Consider the following 20,903-nt stretch of genomic DNA (forward strand, 5'->3'; position numbering starts at 1 on the left):
CGCTCCCAATACCGCTTTGGTTCGCGCCATGGCTCGCTCCAGAAAGACGATGAGCGTAGTGTGGCATAAAGATAGTTAACCGAACAGTATTGGGACAAGTCCAGAAATACCTTCCCGACTCTTTTCGATGAGGGCTCTTTGAAGCATCGCGTCGGTATTGTCAAGTAAAGCATGAAGAAGCAAGAAAATAGCCGAGCGAAGACAAATTTCGTCATCAGTTTCTTGAAGAATTGTTGAACGGTCAAGCCGAGTTCTGCATTTTCACGCTGGCGATGGTGGCGGAGTTCGGCGCGCCACTGCAAGAGGCCCGATGGCGTTATCGACAACTGCATTGCGAGGCTGGCCTGTTGGGACAAGTACTCTACCTGGAGGCGGAAGCCGCCGGCTTGCGCGGAACCGGAATCGGCTGCTACTTCGATGACGACTGCCACGAACTGCTGGGACTACAACTACATGGCACGACATCCCCATCGCTCTACCACTTTACGGTGGGCTATCAGCTGGTGGATGTCCACCGCCGTTACCCGGATCATCTGGCCCTCATCGAGGGTGCAGAATCTGCGCCCTGATATCCTAAGCCTCTACTCCGGATACTGATTATGGACGGTAATCTAACCCAGTGGAAAACCTGCGTTATATCCTATTTGTTGGTTGCACCAGGCGGCCACTTTCAACGTCTTGCTATCGTTCAGATACGGACCCACCACTTGCAGGCCCAACGGCAACCCGTTTGGCCCATGCCCGACGGGGAAGCTTATGGCCGGCACACCCATCAGGGTCCAGATGCCGCAGAAACTCGCATCGCCGGTGTCGCTCAAGGTTTTTGGCGCTTCCCCTGTTGCAGGGGGCGTTACAATGCCGTCAAACCTGCCGAATAAGTCTGCTAGCTGCGCGCGCATTTCCTCGGCAGCCTTCAGCGCTTCAAGATATTGGACGGCTGAAACTTTAAGCCCGGTTTCTATCAGAAAATCCAGCGGCTTGCTGGTTTTGCCCGGATATTGCGCCTGTAGAGGAGCATAGATTTGCGCGCCTTCGGCGAACAGGATAGTCCTCAACACATCAAGGGCACGGTCAAAGGAGTTCGGCAACTCTATCCAATGTACTACCGCGCCAGCCTCGGCAAGCTGCGCCACGTTCTTTTTGAACATGGCTTTCTGCACGTCGTCGGCCAAATCCCATACAGGCGTTTGTATCGCTGCAAGTCGAGGCGGCTGGCCCCATTCCGTGGCGTCTGCGGAACAGGCTTGCATGGGATTCACCAAAAGACTATGGGGATCGCCGCGATCAAAACCGCTCAGGCAAGATGCAAGGAATGCAGCATCCCCTATGCTACGTGCGAAAACGCCTACATGATCCAGCGTTGGACTCAGGGGATGAACCCCGGTTCTGGAAATAAGGCCGTAGCTGGGTTTGTATCCTACCACCCCGCAATAAGCTGCAGGACGAATGACGGAACCAACCGTCTGTGTGCCAAAAGCAGCAGGTACACAGCCTGCGGCAACTGCGGCGGCCGATCCGCTCGACGAACCGCCCGGGGTATGCCCAAGATTCCATGGATTGCGGGTTTTTCCGGGATGGCGCCAGGCGAACTCGGTAGTCACTGTTTTGCCCATCACAAACGCGCCTGCAGCGTGCAGGAGCTGAACAACAGTCGCGGATTGAGAAGGGACATGCCCGGCATAGATGGGCGATCCCATCGAAGTGGGCATCCCCCTGGTCGAGACAATGTCTTTCATTCCCGCCGGGATACCGTGCAAACTGCCGGGCGGCCGCCCGTCCGCCAACTGACGGTCGGCTTCACGGGCGCATTGGAGTGCGAACTCCGGATCCAGCCACTCCCACGCCTTAATCTTGTCCTCCAAGCTTTCCGCCCGGACGAGACAGGCGCGAGTCAGCTCTTCGCTGGAAAAACTGCGCTCGCGTATCCCCTTTAACGCGTCCAACAAACCGAGTTCATACAATTCCATTCTCAATACCTTTTTATTCTTACCCAAAGAAAATAATTTTTATGCCGATGCCGGCTTGCAGGGTGGCAAGCCCGTATTTCAAGTTCTGCGGAGCCATCCGTAGTGCCAGCTTTGTTCCGTAAGGCACCGAAATCAGAGAGGCAACCCCCAGTATCAGCATTGCCGGCAGGAATATCCAACCAAGTGTCCCAGTCTCTATCGAATGGCTGCTCCACCCTTGATACACGTAGTCAGAGGTACTCAATAATGCAGAAAATACAATTGCGGCAGCGGAAGAGGCAATCGCCTTGTGTATCGAAACGCGTGCCAGCAGAACAAGCGCCGGCACCAGTATGGCGCCACCGCCCACGCCAAACATTGCCGCCAGAAGTCCAGCCAAAATGCCTACAGCGAAATACGTGGCCCGACGTTCAGGTACTTCCTGTGCAACGCGGCTCAACGGGTAAACGGGAGCAATTGTCAGCAGGGCAAGCAGCCACATCAACAACCCAAACCCCAGCCGGATCGTACGTTCGTCAGCCGCCAACATCAGATGTGCACCGCTGGCGGTTCCGGCAATTGAACCGAGCACTACCCAGCGTAACAACCTCCAATCTATCAGTCCCTGGCGCCGATATTCCCACGTGGTTTTGGCACCGCTAAAAATCATGACGGAAAGACTTGTGGCGATCGCGGTGCTAACCGCCACCCGCGGTTCCCAACCCCAAGACAAGAACGAATGATAAAGAATCGGCACCATGACCGCGCCACCCCCGATTCCCAGCAGCCCAGTCAAAAATCCTGCGGCCAGTCCACCCGTTACAAAAATGGAAAAAATCGAGAATGTCAGCATATTGGGCCAGGATGGTGGGCTGGGCGCCCAGGGCTTGGAGGCATTAGTGGTCCAAGACGCGGCGGGATTGGTGCGGCCATTGAGACCACCGACCCGATCGCGCTCTGGACCAGGAAAGCGTTGGCAACAAAATTATTTCATCGCAATCGCTTTGTCCGAAAAGGCCGTATTGATGACATTTTTATATGCCGGCACTTCTTTCAAGTTGCCGAGATAAACCTGGGTTTTCATGCCTGTGTCAAAGGCCTCTGCCGTTGTGGCAACGCTCTTCGGATAGACACTATCTGCAATCATGCGCTTGACCGCTGATTCAACGACTTTAGGATCCAGTGTTGGAAACTCGGCCTGGGCGATTTTAGTGGCACCCTCGGGATCAGTAGTGATATAACGCATCGCCAATTCCATGCCGTTTACAAATCTTTGAATCGCATCCGGGTCGGTATTTTTTTTAGTTGTCACAGAAGAAAACGCATATGGGCCATACATTTTCGGGAAACCGAGAATGACGTTCATACCCTTGCTGACAGCCTGATCAAGCCCTGGCTCGTACATCACCGCCACCTTGGCCTGATTGGCTAATAATGGACCTATTTCGGAGCCAATCTGGACCTGAATCATTTTCAGGTCCTTGTTAGGTTCGATACCCTTTTCCTTCATCAACTTGATGAATAGCGACGTACTCGTCGTAGGCATCATGCCCGTCGAAATTGTCTCGCCCTTTAGGTTCTCCACGTTGGAATACTTGAAACCCGGCTGCGCTGCTATCCACACAGCTGCCCGGTTGACCACATTGGAAACAATTTGCAACGGCGCACCTTTGGAAATGGCGATAGCCGTCCATTCCGGGCCATGGATAGAAAAATCAGCACTACCGGAAATGACTGATGCCAGCGCAACACTGGGCGAACCCGCTGTCTGCTTCTCCACATCCAATCCTTCCTTTTTGAAAAATCCCTTATCCATGGCCACATAGAACGGCAAATACAGCAGCGACTGGAACGCTTGTGAAACGATTACCTTTTTCGGTGCCACTTCAGCCGAAGATGTACCAGGAATTGCTACCAAAGCAGCAATCAATAGGACAGAGGCAAACCTTGGAAATTTGAAGCTCATGGATTTCTCCCTCTTGTTGAAAAGAAACTGATTTAAACCCTAAAACGCTGGCCTGAATCGGCCTGCTTCCAGGGAAGCAGGCGGCGCTCCACGCGATCAACTACGTAGTACAAAATGAAACCGACAAGCATCAGGGTAAAGAGGCCTACCCAAACGGTATCCAGGTCGTAGAACGAAGAAGCAGTGAAGATCATGTGGCCGAGGCCGTGCGAGGAAGAAATGAATTCTCCGACTACCGCTCCGACCAAACCGAATCCGATATTGATTCGGAAAGTGGCAATGATGGCGGGAAGGGAATAAGGAACCACGACCTTGAAAAACAATTGGTGTTTTGTCGACCCTAAAGCCAGCATCAGCGACTGCAAGTCGCGATCCGCATTTTTTGCCGCCTCATAGGCCGCAATCAGGGCAATGATGAACGTCATTGAAGTAGCCAGCATGATCTTGGAGACCATACCCGTGCCGAACCAAAGGATCACAATCGGCGCGAAAGCGATTTTCGGAACGCTGTTAATAGCGACGATGAATGGTTCCACTACTCTGGCAAAAAACGAGGAGTACCACAAAGACAATCCGAGCAACGAACCTAGCAGGCTTCCAATCAGAAAACCTGCAATAGCTTCAATCACCGTAGCTTTGGCGTTATCCCACAGAGAGCCATTGTTCACAGCCTCCAATAGTTTGCTGAAAATTCCGGCCGGAGAACCCGCAAGAAATGCTGAAATCCAACCCCGTTCAACCACGAACTGCCAGATCAACAAAAACGCGAATACCATCCCGAGCTGGATAGAGAGGGTCGAAGCGGTTGCCTTTAACTGTGGTGTCAAAAATTTTGCAGGCCGCTTAATTTTTTCGGCGTCGTTCGACTGCCTCGCCAAAACCTCATCCATGTTTAACTCCCGACCTTGGTCTGAATGTCCAGCTCTGCACAAAGCGCATGAAAATAACCTGAAAAGCGAGGATCGCTGCGAGACTCAATAGGGGTTCGCTGTGAGAGGCCTATCTCGTGAACGGCTTTCACAGTGCCGGGGCGTGAACTTAATACGACGACTCTCTTGGATAACGCGACAGCCTCGTCAATATCATGGGTTACCAATATCACCGTCTTCTTGAATGTTTCTACGGCTTCGACCAGGACGCCTTCAAGATAAAGTCTCGTCTGATAATCGAGTGCTGAGAATGGTTCGTCCAACAGAATGACCTGGGGGTCGTAAATCAGCGTTCGAATCAGCGCGACCCTTTGCTTCATTCCACCGGACAACGCCTTCGGATAAGCATGCTCGAAGCCGGCCAACCCGTAGGTATAAATGTATTCCATCGCAATTTCCCTGGACTCACTCAAAGGTGTACCCCGCACCTCAAGTCCCAGAACTACGTTTTCGAGTACGGTACGCCATGGAAAAAGCAGGTCTTTTTGCAGCATATAACCGACTTTTCCCCTCAGGCCGTTTACGACCTCGCCATCCATTCGGATTTCACCCTCATCGGGATGCAAGAGCCCTGCAATGATATTGAACACGGTGCTCTTTCCACATCCGCTCGGCCCGATGATGCTTACGAAATCCTGGTCGTACACATCAAAACTAAGCTTGTTGAGCACATTGACGTCTCCACCTTTTGCAGGGAAGGTCTTTGTGACGTTGCGCAAGGATAATTTCGGAACAGCTGTATTCATTATTGGGAACCTGCGACATTGGCCATGTTCATGATCTGACTAAAAGCAGTATTCATGCCAACGCGGAAACCAAGGTTGCGAGATGCCGAATACACTTTGGATTCAAAGAACTAATATATTCATAACAATTGGTTATAAATAAAATGATCTTCCCTTTAAGTGGAACCAGTTAACCAAAGAAAAATTATTTTGGGCCCCATTTAAGTGCATTTAAAATTATGTTTGTTGACTCAGGACGATGAAGTTTAAATTTTAAATTTTGAATTTTGAATTTTACCGATCAAATCAGCCCGACCAGTATGTACAAAGAAGACGCAAGATTTCAGACGTTGGAACGATGGCAGATCGGCGCAAGCAGATCGTACGATTACATTGCAAAGGGTCGGCGTGATGCGGATACACTGGGGATAGGCTCTTCAACTATACGTAGTTCGCTTCTATGCATAGTGGTCGATCTGAGCCATTCCATCACAAAAATCAGCTCGGCGTGGTTTTGTATCTGAATCTGTTCCTATTTCTGCCAGAATGAACGATGCAGGCGAAGCGTTTCTTCCACAACTTCCTCGACCGGGCCGATCAGTTCCACTGGTTTCTGGCAGTGGTCGAACACATAGCGAGAGGGCACGCTCATCGTCTGATTTTCTTTGTGGCCCCCTGTTTCCTGCAAGAGCTGGCGCTCGGTCATGCCGTATACGATGCGGCCGATATTTGCCCAATAGGCGGTGCCGGCGCACATGCAGCAGGGTTCGACGGCGGTATAGAGCGTGCAACTCCATAGATACTCCGGCGAGAAATTGCTCGCGGCGATTCGTGCCAGCGTTGACTCCGCATGATTCACCGTATCGATGTTGCACTGCTCAAGCAGGATCGTCTCCTGATCCGGGCCTACCAGGATCGCACCGAACGGGTGACAACCGAGGTTAACAGCGCGCTGGGCTACCTCGTTGGATCTGCGCAGATGCCGCAGCATCTGTTCGCGCGTGGGGGAAAAGCCCTGCGGGGGCAGGATGATGGAATTATCGGTCATGGTCGAGACTTCTGATTTCTCTCATAGCCAAGGTGCTGCCCCAAAGGAATAAGCATTTCAAACCAGCCCTGCTCTTTTTAACATGCCCATACTGGCCGCGTTATGGCGTTTGATCAGCGCTGCCATATCCATGCCTTTCAGCTCGCTATTCTCGACCACGATCTTGCCATTAATGACAGAAAGCCAGACACGGCCGGGTGCGCAAGTCAGCAGCGAAGCGACCGGATCTCCCAGCGCACCGGCGTGACCCAGGTCATCCACACGAAAGGCCACCAGATCAGCGGCTTTGCCCGGTTCCAGGCTGCCAATGTCGTCGCGTTGCAGCACACGCGCTCCACCCAGAGTAGCGAGTTCCAGCGCCTCCCGTGCAGACAGGCGATCAGCACGCGACTCAAAGCCGGGCCAGCCTACGCGCTGCAGCAGCATGGCTTGGCGCGCCTCGCCCAGCATATGGTTGCCGTCGTTACTTGCGGAGCCATCTACCCCTAATCCCACACGCACACCCAAGTCCAGCATGCGCCGCACTGGTGCGATGCCCGAGGCGAGAATCATGTTGCTGCTGGCACAGTGACAGACACCACTGCAATGGTGGGCCAGCCGGCCCATGTCAGATTCGCTGGGGTGCACCATGTGGGCGAACCAGACGTCACTCCCCATCCACTCGACTGATTCGGCATAGTCCAGGGGATGTTTTCCGAATTTTTCAAGGCAGAAGCGATCCTCGTCCAGGGTTTCGGCAAGGTGGGTATGCAAACCAACGCGCTGATAAGTACGCGCCAGGCGTGCACTCTCACGCATCAGGTCTGCACTCACGCTGAAAGGCGAACAGGGCGCAAGACCGATGCGCAGCATGGAACGCGGCGCGGCATCATGAAAAGTCTCAATGACGCGCTGGCTGTCCTCAAGAATAGCGGCCTCGTTTTCTACTACCCTGTCTGGTGGCAGCCCTCCCTGGCTCTCGCCCAGGCTCATGCTGCCGCGCGTGGGATGAAATCGCACACCGAGCTCGCGTGCGGCGGCAATTTCGTCGTCCAGCCGCGTGCCATTTGGAAACAGATAAAGGTGATCCGCCACGGTGGTGGCACCGGATAGCAGCAGTTCAGCCAGTCCAACCTGGGTACTGACGTGTATCGCTTCCGGATCCATTTCAGCCCATACCGGGTAAAGCATTTTCAGCCAGTCAAACAGCACCCTGCCCTGCCCGGTGCCAATCGCACGCGTGAGGGTCTGGTAGAGATGATGATGGCAATTGACCAGCCCGGGCATCACCACACAGCCCCTGGCATCAATGGTGCGATGTGGGTAGCGAAAAGCAGGGTCTTGCGCTATCCATGCATCGATTTCCGTGGCTGCACCCAGCCTCAGGATCGTGTCACCCTCGACCAGGACACTGGCGCGAGGCAACTCTTCACGAGTTGCATTCATGGTCACCACCACCTCGGCATCGTGGATCAGTATCCGATTAATCATCTATTTATTTCTCAGCAGAAAGCACGCCGTAGCGCAGATTTTTTTGGCTCAAATAGCGGCGATAAACAACAGACCGGCGGTCGCTTGCCAGTGACAATTTCATTCCCGCAGCAAGTGAGTCATTCATTGGATAGATTCTCTGCACTGGGCAAGCATGCTCGTGTATGGACAAGTTCCCCGAGAATATAGGTGGCTGCCACAGCCCGATCATCACCCAGCGTCATAAATATGAACAGGCGTTCGATCAGGGTCGTCGCACTGCGCATGCGCCGCGCCATGAGCGGTGTTGATTCGGGATCCAGCACGATAAAATCGGCTTCTTTACCGGGAGCCAGGTTACCAATATTGTCATCCAACCCCAGAGCTTTGGCATTGCCCAGGGTGGCCAGATAGAAAGCCTGTAAAGGTGACAGGGTGTAACCCCGCAGCTGTGCCACTTTGTATGATTCACCCAGGGTGCGCAGCATGCTGAAACTGGTACCGCCGCCTACATCGGTAGCCACGCCCACGCGCATACCTGAATCCAGTGCCCCGGCAAGATCAAACAAACCGCTGCCCAGAAACAGGTTCGAGGTGGGGCAGAAAGCGGCTGTCGCGCCGCTATCCACCATGCGCTGACGGTCGTCTTCATCGAGATGGATACAGTGCGCGTAGACGGCACGCTCGCGCAACAGGCCATAGTGGTCGTAGACGTCAAGGTAACTCCGGCTCCACGGAAACAGCCTGGTCACCCATGCCACTTCGTCCATATTTTCCGCGAGGTGGGTGTGGATATGCACCTCGGGATAGTTGCGTGCTAGCTCGCCCACTTGGGCTAGTTGCGCATCCGACGAGGTAACGGCGAAGCGCGGGGTGATGGCATACCCCAGTCGCCCTTGTCCGTGCCAGCGTTCTATCAGCGCTGCCGAATCGGCATACGCGCTATCAGGTGTATCGCGCAAAAACTCGGGGCAGTTACGATCCATCAGCACTTTGCCCGCCACCATGCGCAGGGCTCGCTGCCCAGCTACGGCGAAGAAGGCATCCAGCGATTGACGGTGGGTCGTGCCAAACACTAACGCTGTTGTGGTGCCGTTGCGCAGCAATTCGTCAAGGAAGAATCCAGCGACTTCTGTCGCGTGGTTCATGTCGTCGAAACGACCTTCGGCGGGAAAGGTGTAATGCTCCAGCCAGTCCAGTAGTTGCTTCCCCGGCGAGGCGATGACATCTGTCTGGGAATAGTGGATATGGGTATCGATGAAGCCCGGCAAAATCATCCGGCCCGAGTAGTCGGTAAGCTGTGTGCCGGCCGGCAGCGTGGGGTGCAATTCTGCGTAGCCACCAAGCGCGAGCACGCGGCCATTCTCCACGACCATCAAGCCGTCCGGGATAAACTGATAGGAGTGGTCAGCACCCGCCTCACCGGGGTTGGCGAGAAAATGCAGGATAGACCCACGAAAGGCATTACATACTGCTGCCGTCATGCTCATTTAGAGGGGCCCCCGGCAATCCCCCAGGCAACAATAAATTGCCGTTCCTGATCGGTCATGCCTGTCAGATTTCCGAGCGGCATGGCCCGACTGGATACCTGCTGATAAATCTGTGTGGCGTGGGAGGCGATACGCTCAGGCGTATCCAGCATCACACCCTTGGGTGCAGCAACAAAACCTGCCTGGGTAACTTTCTCGGCATGACAACTTGCACAACGGTTTTGCACGATATGTACTACCTGTGCAAACTGATCGGCGGTATTCACAGAAGCGACAGCCTGGGGTGCGGATGCAGGAGAGATGGCAAACGCTACACCAGCCAGCAGAACCACCCCCAGCACTATCGGCACCGGTGAGGCGTGCCCTTTGTGACGAGCGACGAAATACACGCGAATAGCTGCACCCGCAATGGAAATGGCGATAAGAAGCACCCAGTTATACGGGTGATTAAACACCATCGCATAGTGATTGCTCATCATGGTGAATATCACCGGCAAGGTGAAGTAGGTGTTATGCAGCGAACGTTGCCTGGCCTTTAATCCTGGCGCGGGGTCGGGTTCGCGGCCTGCCAGTTTGGCTTTTATCAGCTCGCGCTGACCGGGGATAATGACAAAAAATACGTTGGCGACCATCAGAGTACCGAGCATGGCGCCATAGTGAATGAAGGCGCCGCGACCACTAAATACATGGCACAACCCCCACGCAGCAGCGGCAGCCAGCATTGCTACCGCCAGCCCAAGCTGGCGGTCATTTCGCCCCAGGGGAGAACGACACAAGCCGTCGTAAAACAGCCAACCCAACACCAGGGTACCGAGACCAATAGTAATGGCCTCCATTGGTGAAAGCGCGGCTACCGCAGGATCAATCAGATAGGTCCCCGCCCCTACATAGTAAACCAGGCACAACATGAAAAAGCCCGATAACCATGTGGTGTAGGCTTCCCATTTGAACCAGTGCAACGGCTCCGGCAATAACTGCGGTGCCACACGGTATTTTTGCGCGTGGTAAAAACCGCCGCCGTGAACTGACCATACTTCCCCGGCAATCCCTTTGTCGGAATCATCCGGATTTTTTGGCTGGAGCAGATGGTTATCCAGCCAGACAAAATAAAACGAAGCGCCTATCCAGGCGATGCCACTAATCAGGTGCAGCCAACGTCCCAAAAGATTAAGCCAGTCCAGCCAGTAAGGATTCATATTGTTCAGCTGTGAGGGTAATAACTCTGTCCCAGGGACATCGGTTGATTAAGCAGGATAGTTTTTGGATTTCGGCTGATCAACACCAGCACAAAGATGGTCACCAGATAAGGCAACATGGAGAGTAGCTGGGAAGCAATATGTATCCCCATGCCCTGTCCATAAAATTGAAGGATGGTAACGCCACCAAACAGGTATGCGCCCAGCAGTACACGCATGGGTTTCCATGTACCAAAAACAACCAGAGCAAGTGCAATCCAGCCCCGTCCCGCTGTCATGCCCTCTACCCATAAAGGGGTAATGGCAAGCGATAGATAGGCTCCTGCCAAGCCGCTCATGGCTCCCCCAAACAACACCGCCATGTAGCGTATGCCTATCACTGAATAGCCGATTGCGTGCGCCGATGCGGGCGACTCGCCTACTGCGCGCAACACCAGTCCCCAGCGTGAACGTCCGAAGAACCACTGCAGCGCGAATAACGCCACAATCGAACCGTAAACCAGAATATCGAAGTGAAATAATAACGGTCCGAAAAATGGGATATCACTCAACAATGGAATGGTGAGCGGCTGTAGTCCGCCAAGTGTCACACCTACATAATCACGCCCGGCAAAAGCGCTCAGCCCCACGCCGAACAGGGTTAAGGCAAGCCCCGTGGCCACCTGGTTAGTTTGCAGGCTGAGAGTAAGTACCGCGAATATCAATGCCAGGGCAACACCTGAAAACATGCCAGCAGCGAAACCCAATCCCAGGCTACCCGTGTGGAAAGCGACAGCAAAGCCGGCCACTGCGCCGACCAGCATCATGCCTTCTACGCCCAGATTGAGCACTCCCGAACGCTCAGTCACCAACTCACCAAAAGCGGCATACGCCAGCGGTGTGGCGGCTGCAACCGTGCTGGCGAAAATGGGGATAAGTTGTTCAACGCTCATATAAGCTCCTCGGGCAACAACGCATCAACCGGCCTCACCTGCTCCATGGGGCGCGAGTGTGACTTGAGGCGGAAGGTGATAAAGATATCTGCAGCAAGCAGGTAAAAAAGTAGCAACCCTTGAAAGAGTCCGGTCACTGCTGAAGGCAAACCGAGGTTCATCTGCGCTGTTTCTCCACCCAGATAAAGCAGAGACATGAGCAAACTTGCCAGCAGTACTCCGAGCGGATGAAGCCGACCAACGAAAGCAACAATGATGGCAGCAAATCCGTAGCCAGGCGAAATTGTGGGTTGCAACTGACCAATCGGACCTGCCACTTCAGCCATCCCCGCAAACCCCGCCATCCCGCCGCCGATAAGCAGTGCCAGCCAGACATTGAGCTTCTCGCTAAAACCGGCATAACGCGCTGCTGCCGGCGCCAAGCCGCTTACCTGCATGCGAAAACCGGCAAACATCTTATGCGAAAAAAACCACGACACTGCTACCAGCAGCAACGCGATGACGAATGCCAGATTGGTGCGCAAGCCATCAACCAGAAGCGGCAGCATCTCTGCATCCGTGAACATTTTTGTTTGGGGAAAGTTAAAGCCATCGGGGTCACGCCAGGGACCCTGAACGAGGTAACCCAGAAATAGCTGAGCGACATATACCAACATCAGACTCACCAGTATTTCATTGGTATGAAATCGGGTACGCAAGAACGCCGGAATAGCTGCCCAGGCCATACCACCGGCCACCCCCGCACAAACCATCAGCGGCAATACCCAGGTTGCCTCCACGCCATGGAAATACAAAGCCACGCCCCCTGCTGCAATTGCGCCCATGGTGAGCTGGCCTTCCGCACCGATGTTCCATACACTGGCACGGAACCCGATGGACAACCCCAGACCGCACAGTATCAGCGGCGTGGCTTTCAATAGCCACTCACCGATACCATAGGCTGTGGTCAAAGGCTTGATAAAGAATATCCAAAAGGCATGCAGCGGATCCTTCCCCAACAAGATAAATAACAAATAGCCGGTAATCAGCATGCACACTGCCGCAATCAGCGGTGAAGCAAACATCATTAATGTTGACGGATGGGCACGGCGTTCCAGTCTAAGCATGAGCAAGCTCCGAATTATCCTGGGTGAATTCGCCACTCATCCACAGGCCGATTTGTGCCACGCTGGTTTCTACAGCAGCTACCACCGGCGAAAGCCGTCCGTCGGCAATGACCGCGATGCGATCGCAGATCATGAATAACTCCTCCAACTCTTCCGACACCACCAGCACAGCCACCCCCTGATTTCTCAGTTCAATCAGCGCCTGTCGTATCAGTTGTGCTGCTCCTATATCCACACCCCAGGTGGGCTGGGCAACGATCATCATCTTGGGTGCGAACATGATTTCGCGGCCAACAATGAATTTTTGCAGATTCCCGCCCGATAGACTGCTTGCTAAAGCCTTGTCGCCGCCACATTTCACATTAAAACGTTTGATGACAGCCTGGGCGAAAACACGCACTGAGGAATGGTCAATGAGCCCTCGTTTGACCATACTGCTGTCGCTACCTGTGATCAGCGCATTGAGTCCCAGACTCAATGACGGCACAGCACCGCGTCCCAAACGCTCTTCCGGCACAAAGCGCAGGCCCAACTTACGTCGCTGTGCCGGATTCAGTTTTCCTGCTGCAGTACCGCTGATATGAGTGGTGTCTGACTGCTGTGCAGGCTGTTCCCCAGATAAAGCAGCTAATAATTCTTTCTGACCATTACCTGATATTCCGGCGATCCCGACAATTTCACCGCTGCGCACTTCAAGGTCGATATTTTGCAAATGCGTACCGAATGGATCAACGGTAGCCAGACTGAGCTGATTGATTTTGAGACGAACTTCACCGGGCGTTCGGGTATCCATTTGGCAGTGTGGCAAATCTTTGCCTATCATCATCCGCGCCAGCGATTCACGGGTTTCCTGTTTGGGGCTCGTTGTGCCCGTTACACACCCGCTGCGCAGCACCGTGGCGCTATCGCACAATGCCTGGATTTCGTCCAGCTTGTGGCTAATGTAGAGAATGCTGCAGCCCTCGGCTGCCAGCCGACGCAGAGTTTCGAACAGCTTGAGCACAGCTTGCGGGGTAAGTACCGAGGTAGGCTCATCCATGATCAGCAGTCGGGGACGATTTAGCAGGCAACGTACAATTTCAACACGCTGGCGCTCACCGACCGACATGCTGTGCACCAACCGGTGCGGATCAATGGGTAGGCCATATTCTTCAGACACTGCACTGATGCGCTGCGCCAGCTCGGAAGATGCCATCGGCGTATCCAGGGCAAGAGAAATGTTTTCCGCCACGGTGAGTGTCTCGAACAGGGAGAAATGCTGGAACACCATACCGATACCCATGCGCCGCGCTTCGGCCGGTGATTCAATATGCACTTCGCGGTTCTCCCACAACATCTCGCCGGCATCAGGCCTGGTCACACCGTAGATGATCTTCATCAGCGTGCTCTTGCCAGCTCCATTCTCCCCCAGCACCGCATGGATCTCACCGGGGTACACAATCAAATCGACCTTCTCATTCGCTACCACTGAAGGATAAATTTTGGTGATGCCGCGCAATTCCAGACGCGGGTGAGAAAGTTGTATGTTCATGATCGCTGACTATCCATGGCAAGTTGGAGACTGCTACTGGTGCTATGCCCGGCAAGCTGCCGCGCTTCACGTTCCTGCAACAGCTGAGCCACGACAGCAACGGCAATCGTGGCAGGCTCTTTGCCGGAAATACCCGCAATACCAATCGGGCAAGTGATGCGTTCAGCCTGAAAACCCTGTCGTGTCAGACGATGGTCAAAACGGGCTGCCTTAGTACGCGAACCGATCAGCCCGATGAAACCTCTCGTTTCATGCGTCAGAATGGCTTGGCAGATTGTGTAATCGAGATCGTGGTCGTGCGTTAGTACCAGGAACCACGCATCTTCCGGCGCATACCGCACTTCGGCAGCAGGTATTTCGCTCTCCAGCGTGGTGACGCCGTTGTGTGCAGATGTTGGAAAAGCCCCGGCACGGGAATCCACCCAGGTAATGTCGAAAGGCAAACTGCTCAAGAGACCGACTATGGCTTGGCCAACATGGCCAGCTCCAAATATCCACAGTGGCGTGTGTTCACGATCCAGGCGTTCGAGCAGTACCTTGCCTCCATCTCGATGCATCAACCGGGTACGTAATGAATCCGGCGCAGCGCGCATCAGTGATTCGGCGTAGCTGCTGAGTTCTGTAAATTCAGGGACAGAGTGCTGAACACCTGATACAAATAGCGTACGCTGGGAGATATTTTTATCCTCTACCAGAGTAGCAAGCACAACCTGGTTGGCCTGTTGCATTTGTATATTTGCAGCACTAATAAATTCAAGATCTGCGGCTGTAAAACGCTCCCACCACAGGTCGACTATGCCGCCGCAACACTGCCCCAATGCGGCCCCTAGAGAGAAGCGTTGGCAGTGTGATAGTTTGCCGGACTGGTCAAGCAGGTCGCGCGCCAATTCAATGGCTTTGAATTCCAGATGCCCTCCACCCAGAGTACCTGACGTGCCATGTCGATACACCAGCATTGAAGCACCCGCCTCGCGTGGCGCAGAACCACGGGTAGCTGCCACCACCACGCGGATGACATCATTTTTATTAGTTAACAGGAGTTCGAGGTCGACTAGCCAATGCTTCATACCGATTCCTCGGCCACGGCATGATTGCGTACTGACTCCGTGTTGCCATCTATTGCATGCAAAATCGCCTGCGGCGTGGCAGGGGCAGTTAAATTCATTGCCGCTATGGGTCCCGCCGCACTGGCCACAGCGTCGCGCAAGGCATGGAAAACAGATATTGCCAGCATCAATGGCGGTTCGCCCACTGCCTTGGAATGAAAGATGGTGTCTTCGGTATTAGGCGTGTTTTCCAGCAGACGGACGCGTGCATCCTCGGGCCAGTCGCTTACCGCCGGGATTTTGTAGGTGGACGGTGCATGTGTTTTGAGTTCGCCTTGATTGTTCCACCATAATTCCTCGCTAGTCAGCCAGCCTGCCCCTTGTAGGAAACCGCCTTCTATCTGGCCGATATCGAGAGCCGGGTTGAGCGATTTTCCTACGTCATGAAGAATATCCACCCTTAATATACGGTTCTCTCCAGTCAGGGTATCGACTGCTACCTCGGTGACGGCCGCACCATAAGCAAAATAGAAAAAAGGCCGGCCACGCAGGGTACTACGGTTGTAGTGAATTTTTGGCGTGCGATAAAAGCCGGTCGACGATAGCGAAATACGCGCCAAATAAGCATCGCGGACGAAAGCATCGAATCCCAGAGTGTTTTCACCAATACGTACCTTCCCCGCTTCAAAGACCACCTCGTGAGCCTGTACGTGATAGTTCTCGACAGCGAAAGCAATCAGTCTTTCCTTGATTATTCGCGCCGCTATCTGGGCAGCCTTGCCATTGAGATCACTGCCTGAGGACGCGGCGGTCGCAGACGTGTTGGGTACCTTGCTGGTGTCGGTGGTGGATACCCGTACCTGATCCAGCACGATACCAAATTCGTCGGCTACGACCTGTGCGACCTTGGTAAACAACCCCTGCCCCATCTCTGTGCCGCCGTGGTTCAGCAATACACTGCCGTCGGTATACACCTGTACCAAAGCTCCAGCCTGATTGTATTGGGTCGCAGTAAAGGAGATGCCGAATTTGACTGGCGTCAATGCGATGCCACGTTTGATGATGGGGTTATGGGCATTGAATTTGGTGATAGCTGTCCGGCGTGACGTGTAGTCACTGCTGACTACCAGATCGTCGACGATTCGGTGCACAAGGTTGTCTTCGACCTGCATGTGGTAGGGGGTAACATTGCGCTCGCCGATGCCATAGAAATTGATACGCCGCACCGCCAGCGGGTCAAGATCGAGATGGCGTGCAATATCATCGAGCACCGCTTCGATTGCCATCATCCCCTGTGGTCCGCCAAAACCGCGGAAGGCCGTATTCGACACCGTATGCGTCTTGCAACGATGCGATACGATTTGCACGTGTTCCAGAAAATAGCAATTGTCGGCGTGAAACATGGCACGATCATTGACCGGACCTGACAGATCAACAGAGTAACCGCAGCGCGAAGCCAACATTAGCGACAGACCGAGAATGCGTCCTTTATCATCAAAACCAACGTCGTATTCTGCAATAAAGTCATGGCGTTTCCCGGTCATCACCATGTCGTCGTCGCGGTCCAACCGCACCTTGGCGGGTCGACCCGTTGCCGTGGCGACAAGCGCAGCCACGCAGGCAAACAGAGCTGGCTGGCTTTCCTTGCCACCGAAACCACCGCCCATGCGCCGACACTGCACCACTACGTCATGAGCATGTTTGCCCAGGGCATGGGCAACCAGGTGCTGAACCTCACTGGGATGCTGGGTGGAGCTATGGACCAGTACGCCGCCATTTTCCTGAGGCAGTGCAAAGGCAATCTGTCCTTCAAGATAAAAATGGTCTTGACCGCCGATGGAAATCGCGCCGGATAAGCGCTGCGGTGCCCCGCTAATAACTGCTTCTGGCTCGCCTCGGCGCAATGTTTCTGTAGGCAACACGAAACTGTCGGCAGCCAAAGCAGTTGCTATATCGAGTATCGCCGGCAGCGGTTCGTAGTCGATGCGTGCAAGTTTCGCTGCTCGGCGCGCCATATCAATCGAGTTGGCCGCAACGGCAAAAATAGGCTGGCCGTGAAATTGGATGATGTCTGTGGCGAAGATTGGGTCGTCGTGCATTACCGGCCCATAGTTGTTCTCACCTGGAATATCCATGGCGGTAAAAACCCGAACCACTCCCGGCGCACTCAAGACCGCTGACAAGTCCATGTGTTTGATACGGCCATGCGCTATATCACTCATGCCAAATGCTACATGCAGCACATTGGCTGGTAGCGCGATATCGTCCGAATAATAAGCCCGACCAGAAACATGCAAAGCGGCACTTTCGTGGGCAACAGGCTGATTCACCACAGGGTTCATGATGAGACTCCGCAAACTTTTTCCACACGACAAAGTGTCGTCGATTCGGCATGTTCCAGATACAACCGCTTTAACAGGTTTTGCGCCACCTTGAGCCGATAAGCAGCACTTGCCCGCATGTCGCTGAGCGGTGCAAAATCCTGGGCAATCCCGGGTAGCGCTGCCTCGATAGAGGATGGAGACCAAGCCTGTCCAGTGAGCATGGTTTCAGTCTGTACAGCCCGCTTGGGTGTCGCCGCCATGCCACCGTATGCGATACGCGCCGCGATGATGTGACCGTTGTCGATGTCAAGCACGTAGGCACCACACACTGCTGAAATATCCTGGTCTACGCGCTTGGAAATTTTGTAGCTAGCCACGATGCGGCCCTGCATTGGCAAAGGTACGCTCACCGCCTCGACAAACTCACCCGGCTGTAACGCTTTTTCTTGGTAGCCGAGGTATAAATCCTCCAGCGCCAATGCGCGAGTTTCGGTACCTCTGCGCAACTTCAGGATGGCGCCCAAGGCGATGAGAATGGGCATGGAATCCCCAATGGGCGAACCATTGGCTAGATTCCCGCACAAGGTGCCGGAATTGCGGATAGGCGGCGAAGCAAAGCGGCGGTACAACTCGTCCAGCATCGGATAATGTACGACCAGCGCAGCATAGGCGTCAGCCAGACACACAGCAGCGCCAATTTCCAGCGTAGCGTTCGTTTCATTTATTCGCTTCAACTCTGTGACTTCGCCGAGATAAATCAAACTGGGAAGTGCACGCAACTGCTTTGTAACCCACAAACCAATGTCAGTACCACCGGCGAGCAGCAAGGCATCAGGGTGTCGCAGATAGTTTTGCGCCAGTTCATCCAGGCTACGCGGAGCATGAAAAGAGGCATCCCCATTCAGGCGCAGGCTGTCGGTTCGTTGCAGGGCACGCAACCGCTGCTTGCGGGATTCGTCTTGCGCGTCTGTTTGGCTCCAGCTCGCTGGGGCCGCATAGTCATTCAACCGACACCCTGCTTCGATAATGGGGCGGTAACCTGTGCAGCGGCACAGGTTACCGGCTAACGCATCCATTATTTGCGCGCGCCGTGCGCCGGGCTGGTTCAAATAAACATCGAACAACGCCATGACAAATCCGGGTGAGCAAAAGCCGCATTGGGAAGCATGATGATCAACCATGGCCTGCTGTACCGGATGCAGTGGCGCATCGTTGCGGGAAAGGCTCTCTACGGTCACCACCTCCTTGCCATCCACCGTGGGCAAAAAGCGGATGCAGGAATTGACCGCGCGATACGCAATTTTCTCTCCCTCCAACTCGCCCAAGACCACGGTGCAAGCTCCGCAATCGCCTTCGGCACAACCTTCTTTGGTACCTGTACGCCCGAGGGTGTCGCGCAGGTACTGAAGCAGCGTGGTCGTCGGTGGCACGCCCCTCGCCTTGATCACCTCGCCGTCCAGCACAAAGCGGATACCGTTGTCGTCAGCATCCACGCTCAACTCCCCCGATAAGTCGAATAGCTCCACGGCGATACCAGCAGCGGCACATGGTAATGCCCTGCCGGATCAGCCACGCTGAAGCGAATGGCAATGCGATCTAGAAATGGTGGGATTGATACGGCAAGACCAGAATTGCGGAAATATTCAGCAACATGAAACACCAATTCGTACTCACCAATGTACAGTTCCCCGCCTTCGAGTAATGCGCTGTCAGTACGCCCGTCAATGTTGCTTTGGAAAGAAACCAGCAGCGTGTCAGGTTGACCTATCCGGTAAAGCGCCACAGGGATGCCGGAGGCAGGGCAACCCTGCGCCGTATCAAGAATATGCGTGGTTAATTTTCCCATTTGGGAAGCGATTCCTTTCCAGTAAATCCATCGTGATCGCCATTCTGCTTTCCGAATGCATAACACACCTGAAAACAGAACAGGCTGGCGTGGCTATAGCTTGGTAAGTTCAAACACAAATCTCTCGAACCGAGCTTAACCTTCATGAAACATTTTTAATGACTTGGTGCACTGAAAGTTGGACACAATTTCCAAAGCAATATCCATACCTTCAATTCAGATTGTTTTACTTAAGAGTAGCGTGCCGGAAAAAATACTTTCATATAGCGTTGTATTTAACGCTGTATGTATACAATGTTAAATACTTAGCAATATAGCCTGACAATATGCAGGATAGATTTATAATGCTATAACAAAGCCGTAAACACGATTTGATACGATGAGCATAGGGTCTATTTCGCATTGCCTTGGTGCAATTTTATTTTTTTCGCCACAATATGGTGCGCACAGCAATATTCATATGTTGTACATTTGTAATATACGATATCACGACATAGTTGTATCCAGTTCAACTGGTCCGGCTTGCTGATGCAGCGCACAATTCATTAAACCTGGAACAAAGACAACTTTTTTATTAAAGAAAAACAGATGAAAACGCTGCAAAAGGACATGAAGGAATGAACGAATATGACTTCGCTAAATGAATCTCTATCAGCCTCCATGGCATCCTCTTCCATCGTCACAAAACGAGGCATGTCAGACGTAGATAAAAAAATCTACGACTCTGTCTTCAATGCTGTGATGAACCAACGACTGCCTCCAGGCACCAAATTGACCGAAGCACACTTTTGCGAGCTATTTAAAGTAAGCCGCACTATTGTGCGCAAGGCGTTACAGCGGCTTTCGCATGCCCATATTGTGGTGCTCAAACCTAATCATGGCGCAAGCATTGCTTCCCCTACACCGCAAGAAACCCGAGAAATATTTGCTGCGCGTCGCGGTATTGAAGCGGCGATTATTCCACTCGCCATTAAACACGCAAGCAATGCGCAAATTGCTGGCCTACGCAAAATGGCAAAAGCAGAACATGCGGCTTTCGAGAGCGGCGATCGCGCCAACTGGATAAGTCTAGGCGGTGCGTTCCACATTGCACTGGCAGAATTGGCCGGGAACAGTGTCTTGCAGAGATTTCTGTCTGAATTGGTGTCGCGATGCTCGTTGATCATTGCGCTGTATCAATTACCCGGAAACGTAGCCTGCAGTCACGACGAGCATGACCGGTTGATCGATGTCATCGCAAGTAAAGATGTAAAACGCGCACTTAAAATGATGGAACAACATTTGCTAGCGATAGAAGCGAGACTCAATCTGAACGATGAGAGAGCAAAAATAAACCTCGCTGAAATTCTTGGATTGGCGTGAACCCTCA

19 protein-coding genes are annotated in these 20,903 nt (G+C 53.5%); 2 read left to right on the forward strand and 17 right to left on the reverse strand.

Features of this window, described 5'->3' with window-relative positions; translation table 11 throughout:
• The first annotated feature begins 233 nt into the window (after nucleotides 1–233).
• The gene (locus tag EI185_RS05155; protein ID WP_223247682.1) at nucleotides 234–569 is read left to right on the forward strand and encodes a nitroreductase family protein; all 336 of its coding nucleotides are present in this window, start codon (nucleotides 234–236) and stop codon (nucleotides 567–569) included.
• 42 nt (nucleotides 570–611) lie between these two features.
• Here EI185_RS05155 and EI185_RS05160 read toward each other — a convergent pair whose 3' ends face one another.
• The 17 genes from EI185_RS05160 to uraH all read right to left on the reverse strand — a co-directional run bounded on the left by EI185_RS05160 (nucleotide 612) and on the right by uraH (nucleotide 19,534).
• Nucleotides 612–1,967, reverse strand: coding sequence for an amidase (locus tag EI185_RS05160; protein WP_124704062.1), 1,356 nt, complete (start codon nucleotides 1,965–1,967; stop codon nucleotides 612–614).
• Nucleotides 1,968–1,986: 19 nt separating this feature from the next.
• Nucleotides 1,987–2,799: a sulfite exporter TauE/SafE family protein gene (locus EI185_RS05165; RefSeq protein ID WP_124704063.1), complete on the reverse strand. Its 813-nt coding sequence runs from the start codon at nucleotides 2,797–2,799 to the stop codon at nucleotides 1,987–1,989.
• A gap of 132 nt (nucleotides 2,800–2,931) precedes the next feature.
• A complete protein-coding gene (locus EI185_RS05170) occupies nucleotides 2,932–3,912 on the reverse strand; it encodes an ABC transporter substrate-binding protein (protein ID WP_124704064.1) in 981 nt (326 codons plus the stop codon).
• A 32-nt stretch (nucleotides 3,913–3,944) separates the two neighbouring features.
• Nucleotides 3,945–4,802: an ABC transporter permease gene (locus EI185_RS05175; protein ID WP_124704065.1), complete on the reverse strand. Its 858-nt coding sequence runs from the start codon at nucleotides 4,800–4,802 to the stop codon at nucleotides 3,945–3,947.
• A gap of 2 nt (nucleotides 4,803–4,804) precedes the next feature.
• Nucleotides 4,805–5,587, reverse strand: coding sequence for an ABC transporter ATP-binding protein (locus tag EI185_RS05180; protein WP_124704066.1), 783 nt, complete (start codon nucleotides 5,585–5,587; stop codon nucleotides 4,805–4,807).
• Nucleotides 5,588–6,098: 511 nt separating this feature from the next.
• Nucleotides 6,099–6,614: a nucleoside deaminase gene (locus EI185_RS05185; RefSeq protein WP_124704067.1), complete on the reverse strand. Its 516-nt coding sequence runs from the start codon at nucleotides 6,612–6,614 to the stop codon at nucleotides 6,099–6,101.
• A gap of 57 nt (nucleotides 6,615–6,671) precedes the next feature.
• Nucleotides 6,672–8,084 carry an 8-oxoguanine deaminase gene (locus EI185_RS05190; RefSeq protein ID WP_124704068.1) on the reverse strand — a complete coding sequence of 471 codons (1,413 nt, stop codon included), beginning with the start codon at nucleotides 8,082–8,084 and terminating at the stop codon, nucleotides 6,672–6,674.
• Between the two features lie 4 nt (nucleotides 8,085–8,088).
• Nucleotides 8,089–8,211 (reverse strand): hypothetical protein, encoded by a 123-nt coding sequence (locus EI185_RS18330; RefSeq protein ID WP_262982376.1) that lies wholly within the window; start codon nucleotides 8,209–8,211, stop codon nucleotides 8,089–8,091.
• Nucleotides 8,204–9,553, reverse strand: coding sequence for a guanine deaminase (gene guaD / locus EI185_RS05195; RefSeq protein WP_223247683.1), 1,350 nt, complete (start codon nucleotides 9,551–9,553; stop codon nucleotides 8,204–8,206). Before guaD ends, EI185_RS18330 begins: the two co-directional genes overlap by 8 nt.
• Nucleotides 9,550–10,749 (reverse strand): urate hydroxylase PuuD, encoded by a 1,200-nt coding sequence (locus EI185_RS05200; RefSeq protein WP_124704069.1) that lies wholly within the window; start codon nucleotides 10,747–10,749, stop codon nucleotides 9,550–9,552. The genes guaD and EI185_RS05200 overlap by 4 nt, the downstream gene beginning before the upstream one ends.
• A gap of 5 nt (nucleotides 10,750–10,754) precedes the next feature.
• Entirely contained in the window at nucleotides 10,755–11,681 is a 927-nt protein-coding gene (locus tag EI185_RS05205; protein ID WP_124704070.1) for an ABC transporter permease, read from the reverse strand.
• A complete protein-coding gene (locus EI185_RS05210) occupies nucleotides 11,678–12,787 on the reverse strand; it encodes an ABC transporter permease (RefSeq protein WP_124704071.1) in 1,110 nt (369 codons plus the stop codon). Before EI185_RS05210 ends, EI185_RS05205 begins: the two co-directional genes overlap by 4 nt.
• The gene (locus tag EI185_RS05215) at nucleotides 12,780–14,318 is read right to left on the reverse strand and encodes an ABC transporter ATP-binding protein (RefSeq protein WP_124704072.1); all 1,539 of its coding nucleotides are present in this window, start codon (nucleotides 14,316–14,318) and stop codon (nucleotides 12,780–12,782) included. Before EI185_RS05215 ends, EI185_RS05210 begins: the two co-directional genes overlap by 8 nt.
• On the reverse strand, nucleotides 14,315–15,385 hold the full coding sequence (xdhC, locus tag EI185_RS05220) for a xanthine dehydrogenase accessory protein XdhC (protein WP_124704073.1): 1,071 nt from the start codon (nucleotides 15,383–15,385) through the stop codon (nucleotides 14,315–14,317). The genes EI185_RS05215 and xdhC overlap by 4 nt, the downstream gene beginning before the upstream one ends.
• The gene (gene xdhB / locus EI185_RS05225) at nucleotides 15,382–17,706 is read right to left on the reverse strand and encodes a xanthine dehydrogenase molybdopterin binding subunit (RefSeq protein WP_124704074.1); all 2,325 of its coding nucleotides are present in this window, start codon (nucleotides 17,704–17,706) and stop codon (nucleotides 15,382–15,384) included. Before xdhB ends, xdhC begins: the two co-directional genes overlap by 4 nt.
• Entirely contained in the window at nucleotides 17,703–19,181 is a 1,479-nt protein-coding gene (gene xdhA, locus EI185_RS05230) for a xanthine dehydrogenase small subunit (protein WP_124704075.1), read from the reverse strand. The genes xdhB and xdhA overlap by 4 nt, the downstream gene beginning before the upstream one ends.
• Nucleotides 19,182–19,183: 2 nt before the next feature.
• Nucleotides 19,184–19,534, reverse strand: a complete 351-nt coding sequence (gene uraH / locus EI185_RS05235) for a hydroxyisourate hydrolase (protein WP_124704076.1) — start codon at nucleotides 19,532–19,534, stop codon at nucleotides 19,184–19,186.
• A gap of 627 nt (nucleotides 19,535–20,161) precedes the next feature.
• Between uraH and EI185_RS05240 the strand changes: the two genes are divergently transcribed.
• Nucleotides 20,162–20,896, forward strand: a complete 735-nt coding sequence (locus EI185_RS05240; protein ID WP_124704077.1) for a GntR family transcriptional regulator — start codon at nucleotides 20,162–20,164, stop codon at nucleotides 20,894–20,896.
• Nucleotides 20,897–20,903 lie beyond the last annotated feature (7 nt).

This window comes from Sulfuriferula multivorans, assembly GCF_003851125.1.
Classification (GTDB): domain Bacteria; phylum Pseudomonadota; class Gammaproteobacteria; order Burkholderiales; family Sulfuriferulaceae; genus Sulfuriferula; species Sulfuriferula multivorans.

Bases quoted from the DNA above. Each gene is read 5' to 3' on its own strand.
- EI185_RS05205 (WP_124704070.1), bottom strand. From the start codon at position 11,681: ATGAGCGTTGAACAACTTATCCCCATTTTCGCCAGCACGGTTGCAGCC.
- EI185_RS05185 (WP_124704067.1), bottom strand. From the start codon at position 6,614: ATGACCGATAATTCCATCATCCTGCCCCCGCAGGGCTTTTCCCCCACG.
- EI185_RS05180 (WP_124704066.1), bottom strand. From the start codon at position 5,587: ATGAATACAGCTGTTCCGAAATTATCCTTGCGCAACGTCACAAAGACC.
- guaD (WP_223247683.1), bottom strand. From the start codon at position 9,553: ATGAGCATGACGGCAGCAGTATGTAATGCCTTTCGTGGGTCTATCCTG.
- EI185_RS05175 (WP_124704065.1), bottom strand. From the start codon at position 4,802: ATGGATGAGGTTTTGGCGAGGCAGTCGAACGACGCCGAAAAAATTAAG.
- EI185_RS05200 (WP_124704069.1), bottom strand. From the start codon at position 10,749: ATGAATCCTTACTGGCTGGACTGGCTTAATCTTTTGGGACGTTGGCTG.
- EI185_RS05240 (WP_124704077.1), top strand. From the start codon at position 20,162: ATGACTTCGCTAAATGAATCTCTATCAGCCTCCATGGCATCCTCTTCC.
- EI185_RS05170 (WP_124704064.1), bottom strand. From the start codon at position 3,912: ATGAGCTTCAAATTTCCAAGGTTTGCCTCTGTCCTATTGATTGCTGCT.
- EI185_RS05160 (WP_124704062.1), bottom strand. From the start codon at position 1,967: ATGGAATTGTATGAACTCGGTTTGTTGGACGCGTTAAAGGGGATACGC.
- EI185_RS05165 (WP_124704063.1), bottom strand. From the start codon at position 2,799: ATGCTGACATTCTCGATTTTTTCCATTTTTGTAACGGGTGGACTGGCC.
- EI185_RS05215 (WP_124704072.1), bottom strand. From the start codon at position 14,318: ATGAACATACAACTTTCTCACCCGCGTCTGGAATTGCGCGGCATCACC.
- EI185_RS18330 (WP_262982376.1), bottom strand. From the start codon at position 8,211: ATGAATGACTCACTTGCTGCGGGAATGAAATTGTCACTGGCAAGCGAC.
- uraH (WP_124704076.1), bottom strand. From the start codon at position 19,534: ATGGGAAAATTAACCACGCATATTCTTGATACGGCGCAGGGTTGCCCT.
- xdhC (WP_124704073.1), bottom strand. From the start codon at position 15,385: ATGAAGCATTGGCTAGTCGACCTCGAACTCCTGTTAACTAATAAAAAT.
- EI185_RS05210 (WP_124704071.1), bottom strand. From the start codon at position 12,787: ATGCTTAGACTGGAACGCCGTGCCCATCCGTCAACATTAATGATGTTT.
- xdhB (WP_124704074.1), bottom strand. From the start codon at position 17,706: ATGAACCCTGTGGTGAATCAGCCTGTTGCCCACGAAAGTGCCGCTTTG.
- EI185_RS05190 (WP_124704068.1), bottom strand. From the start codon at position 8,084: ATGATTAATCGGATACTGATCCACGATGCCGAGGTGGTGGTGACCATG.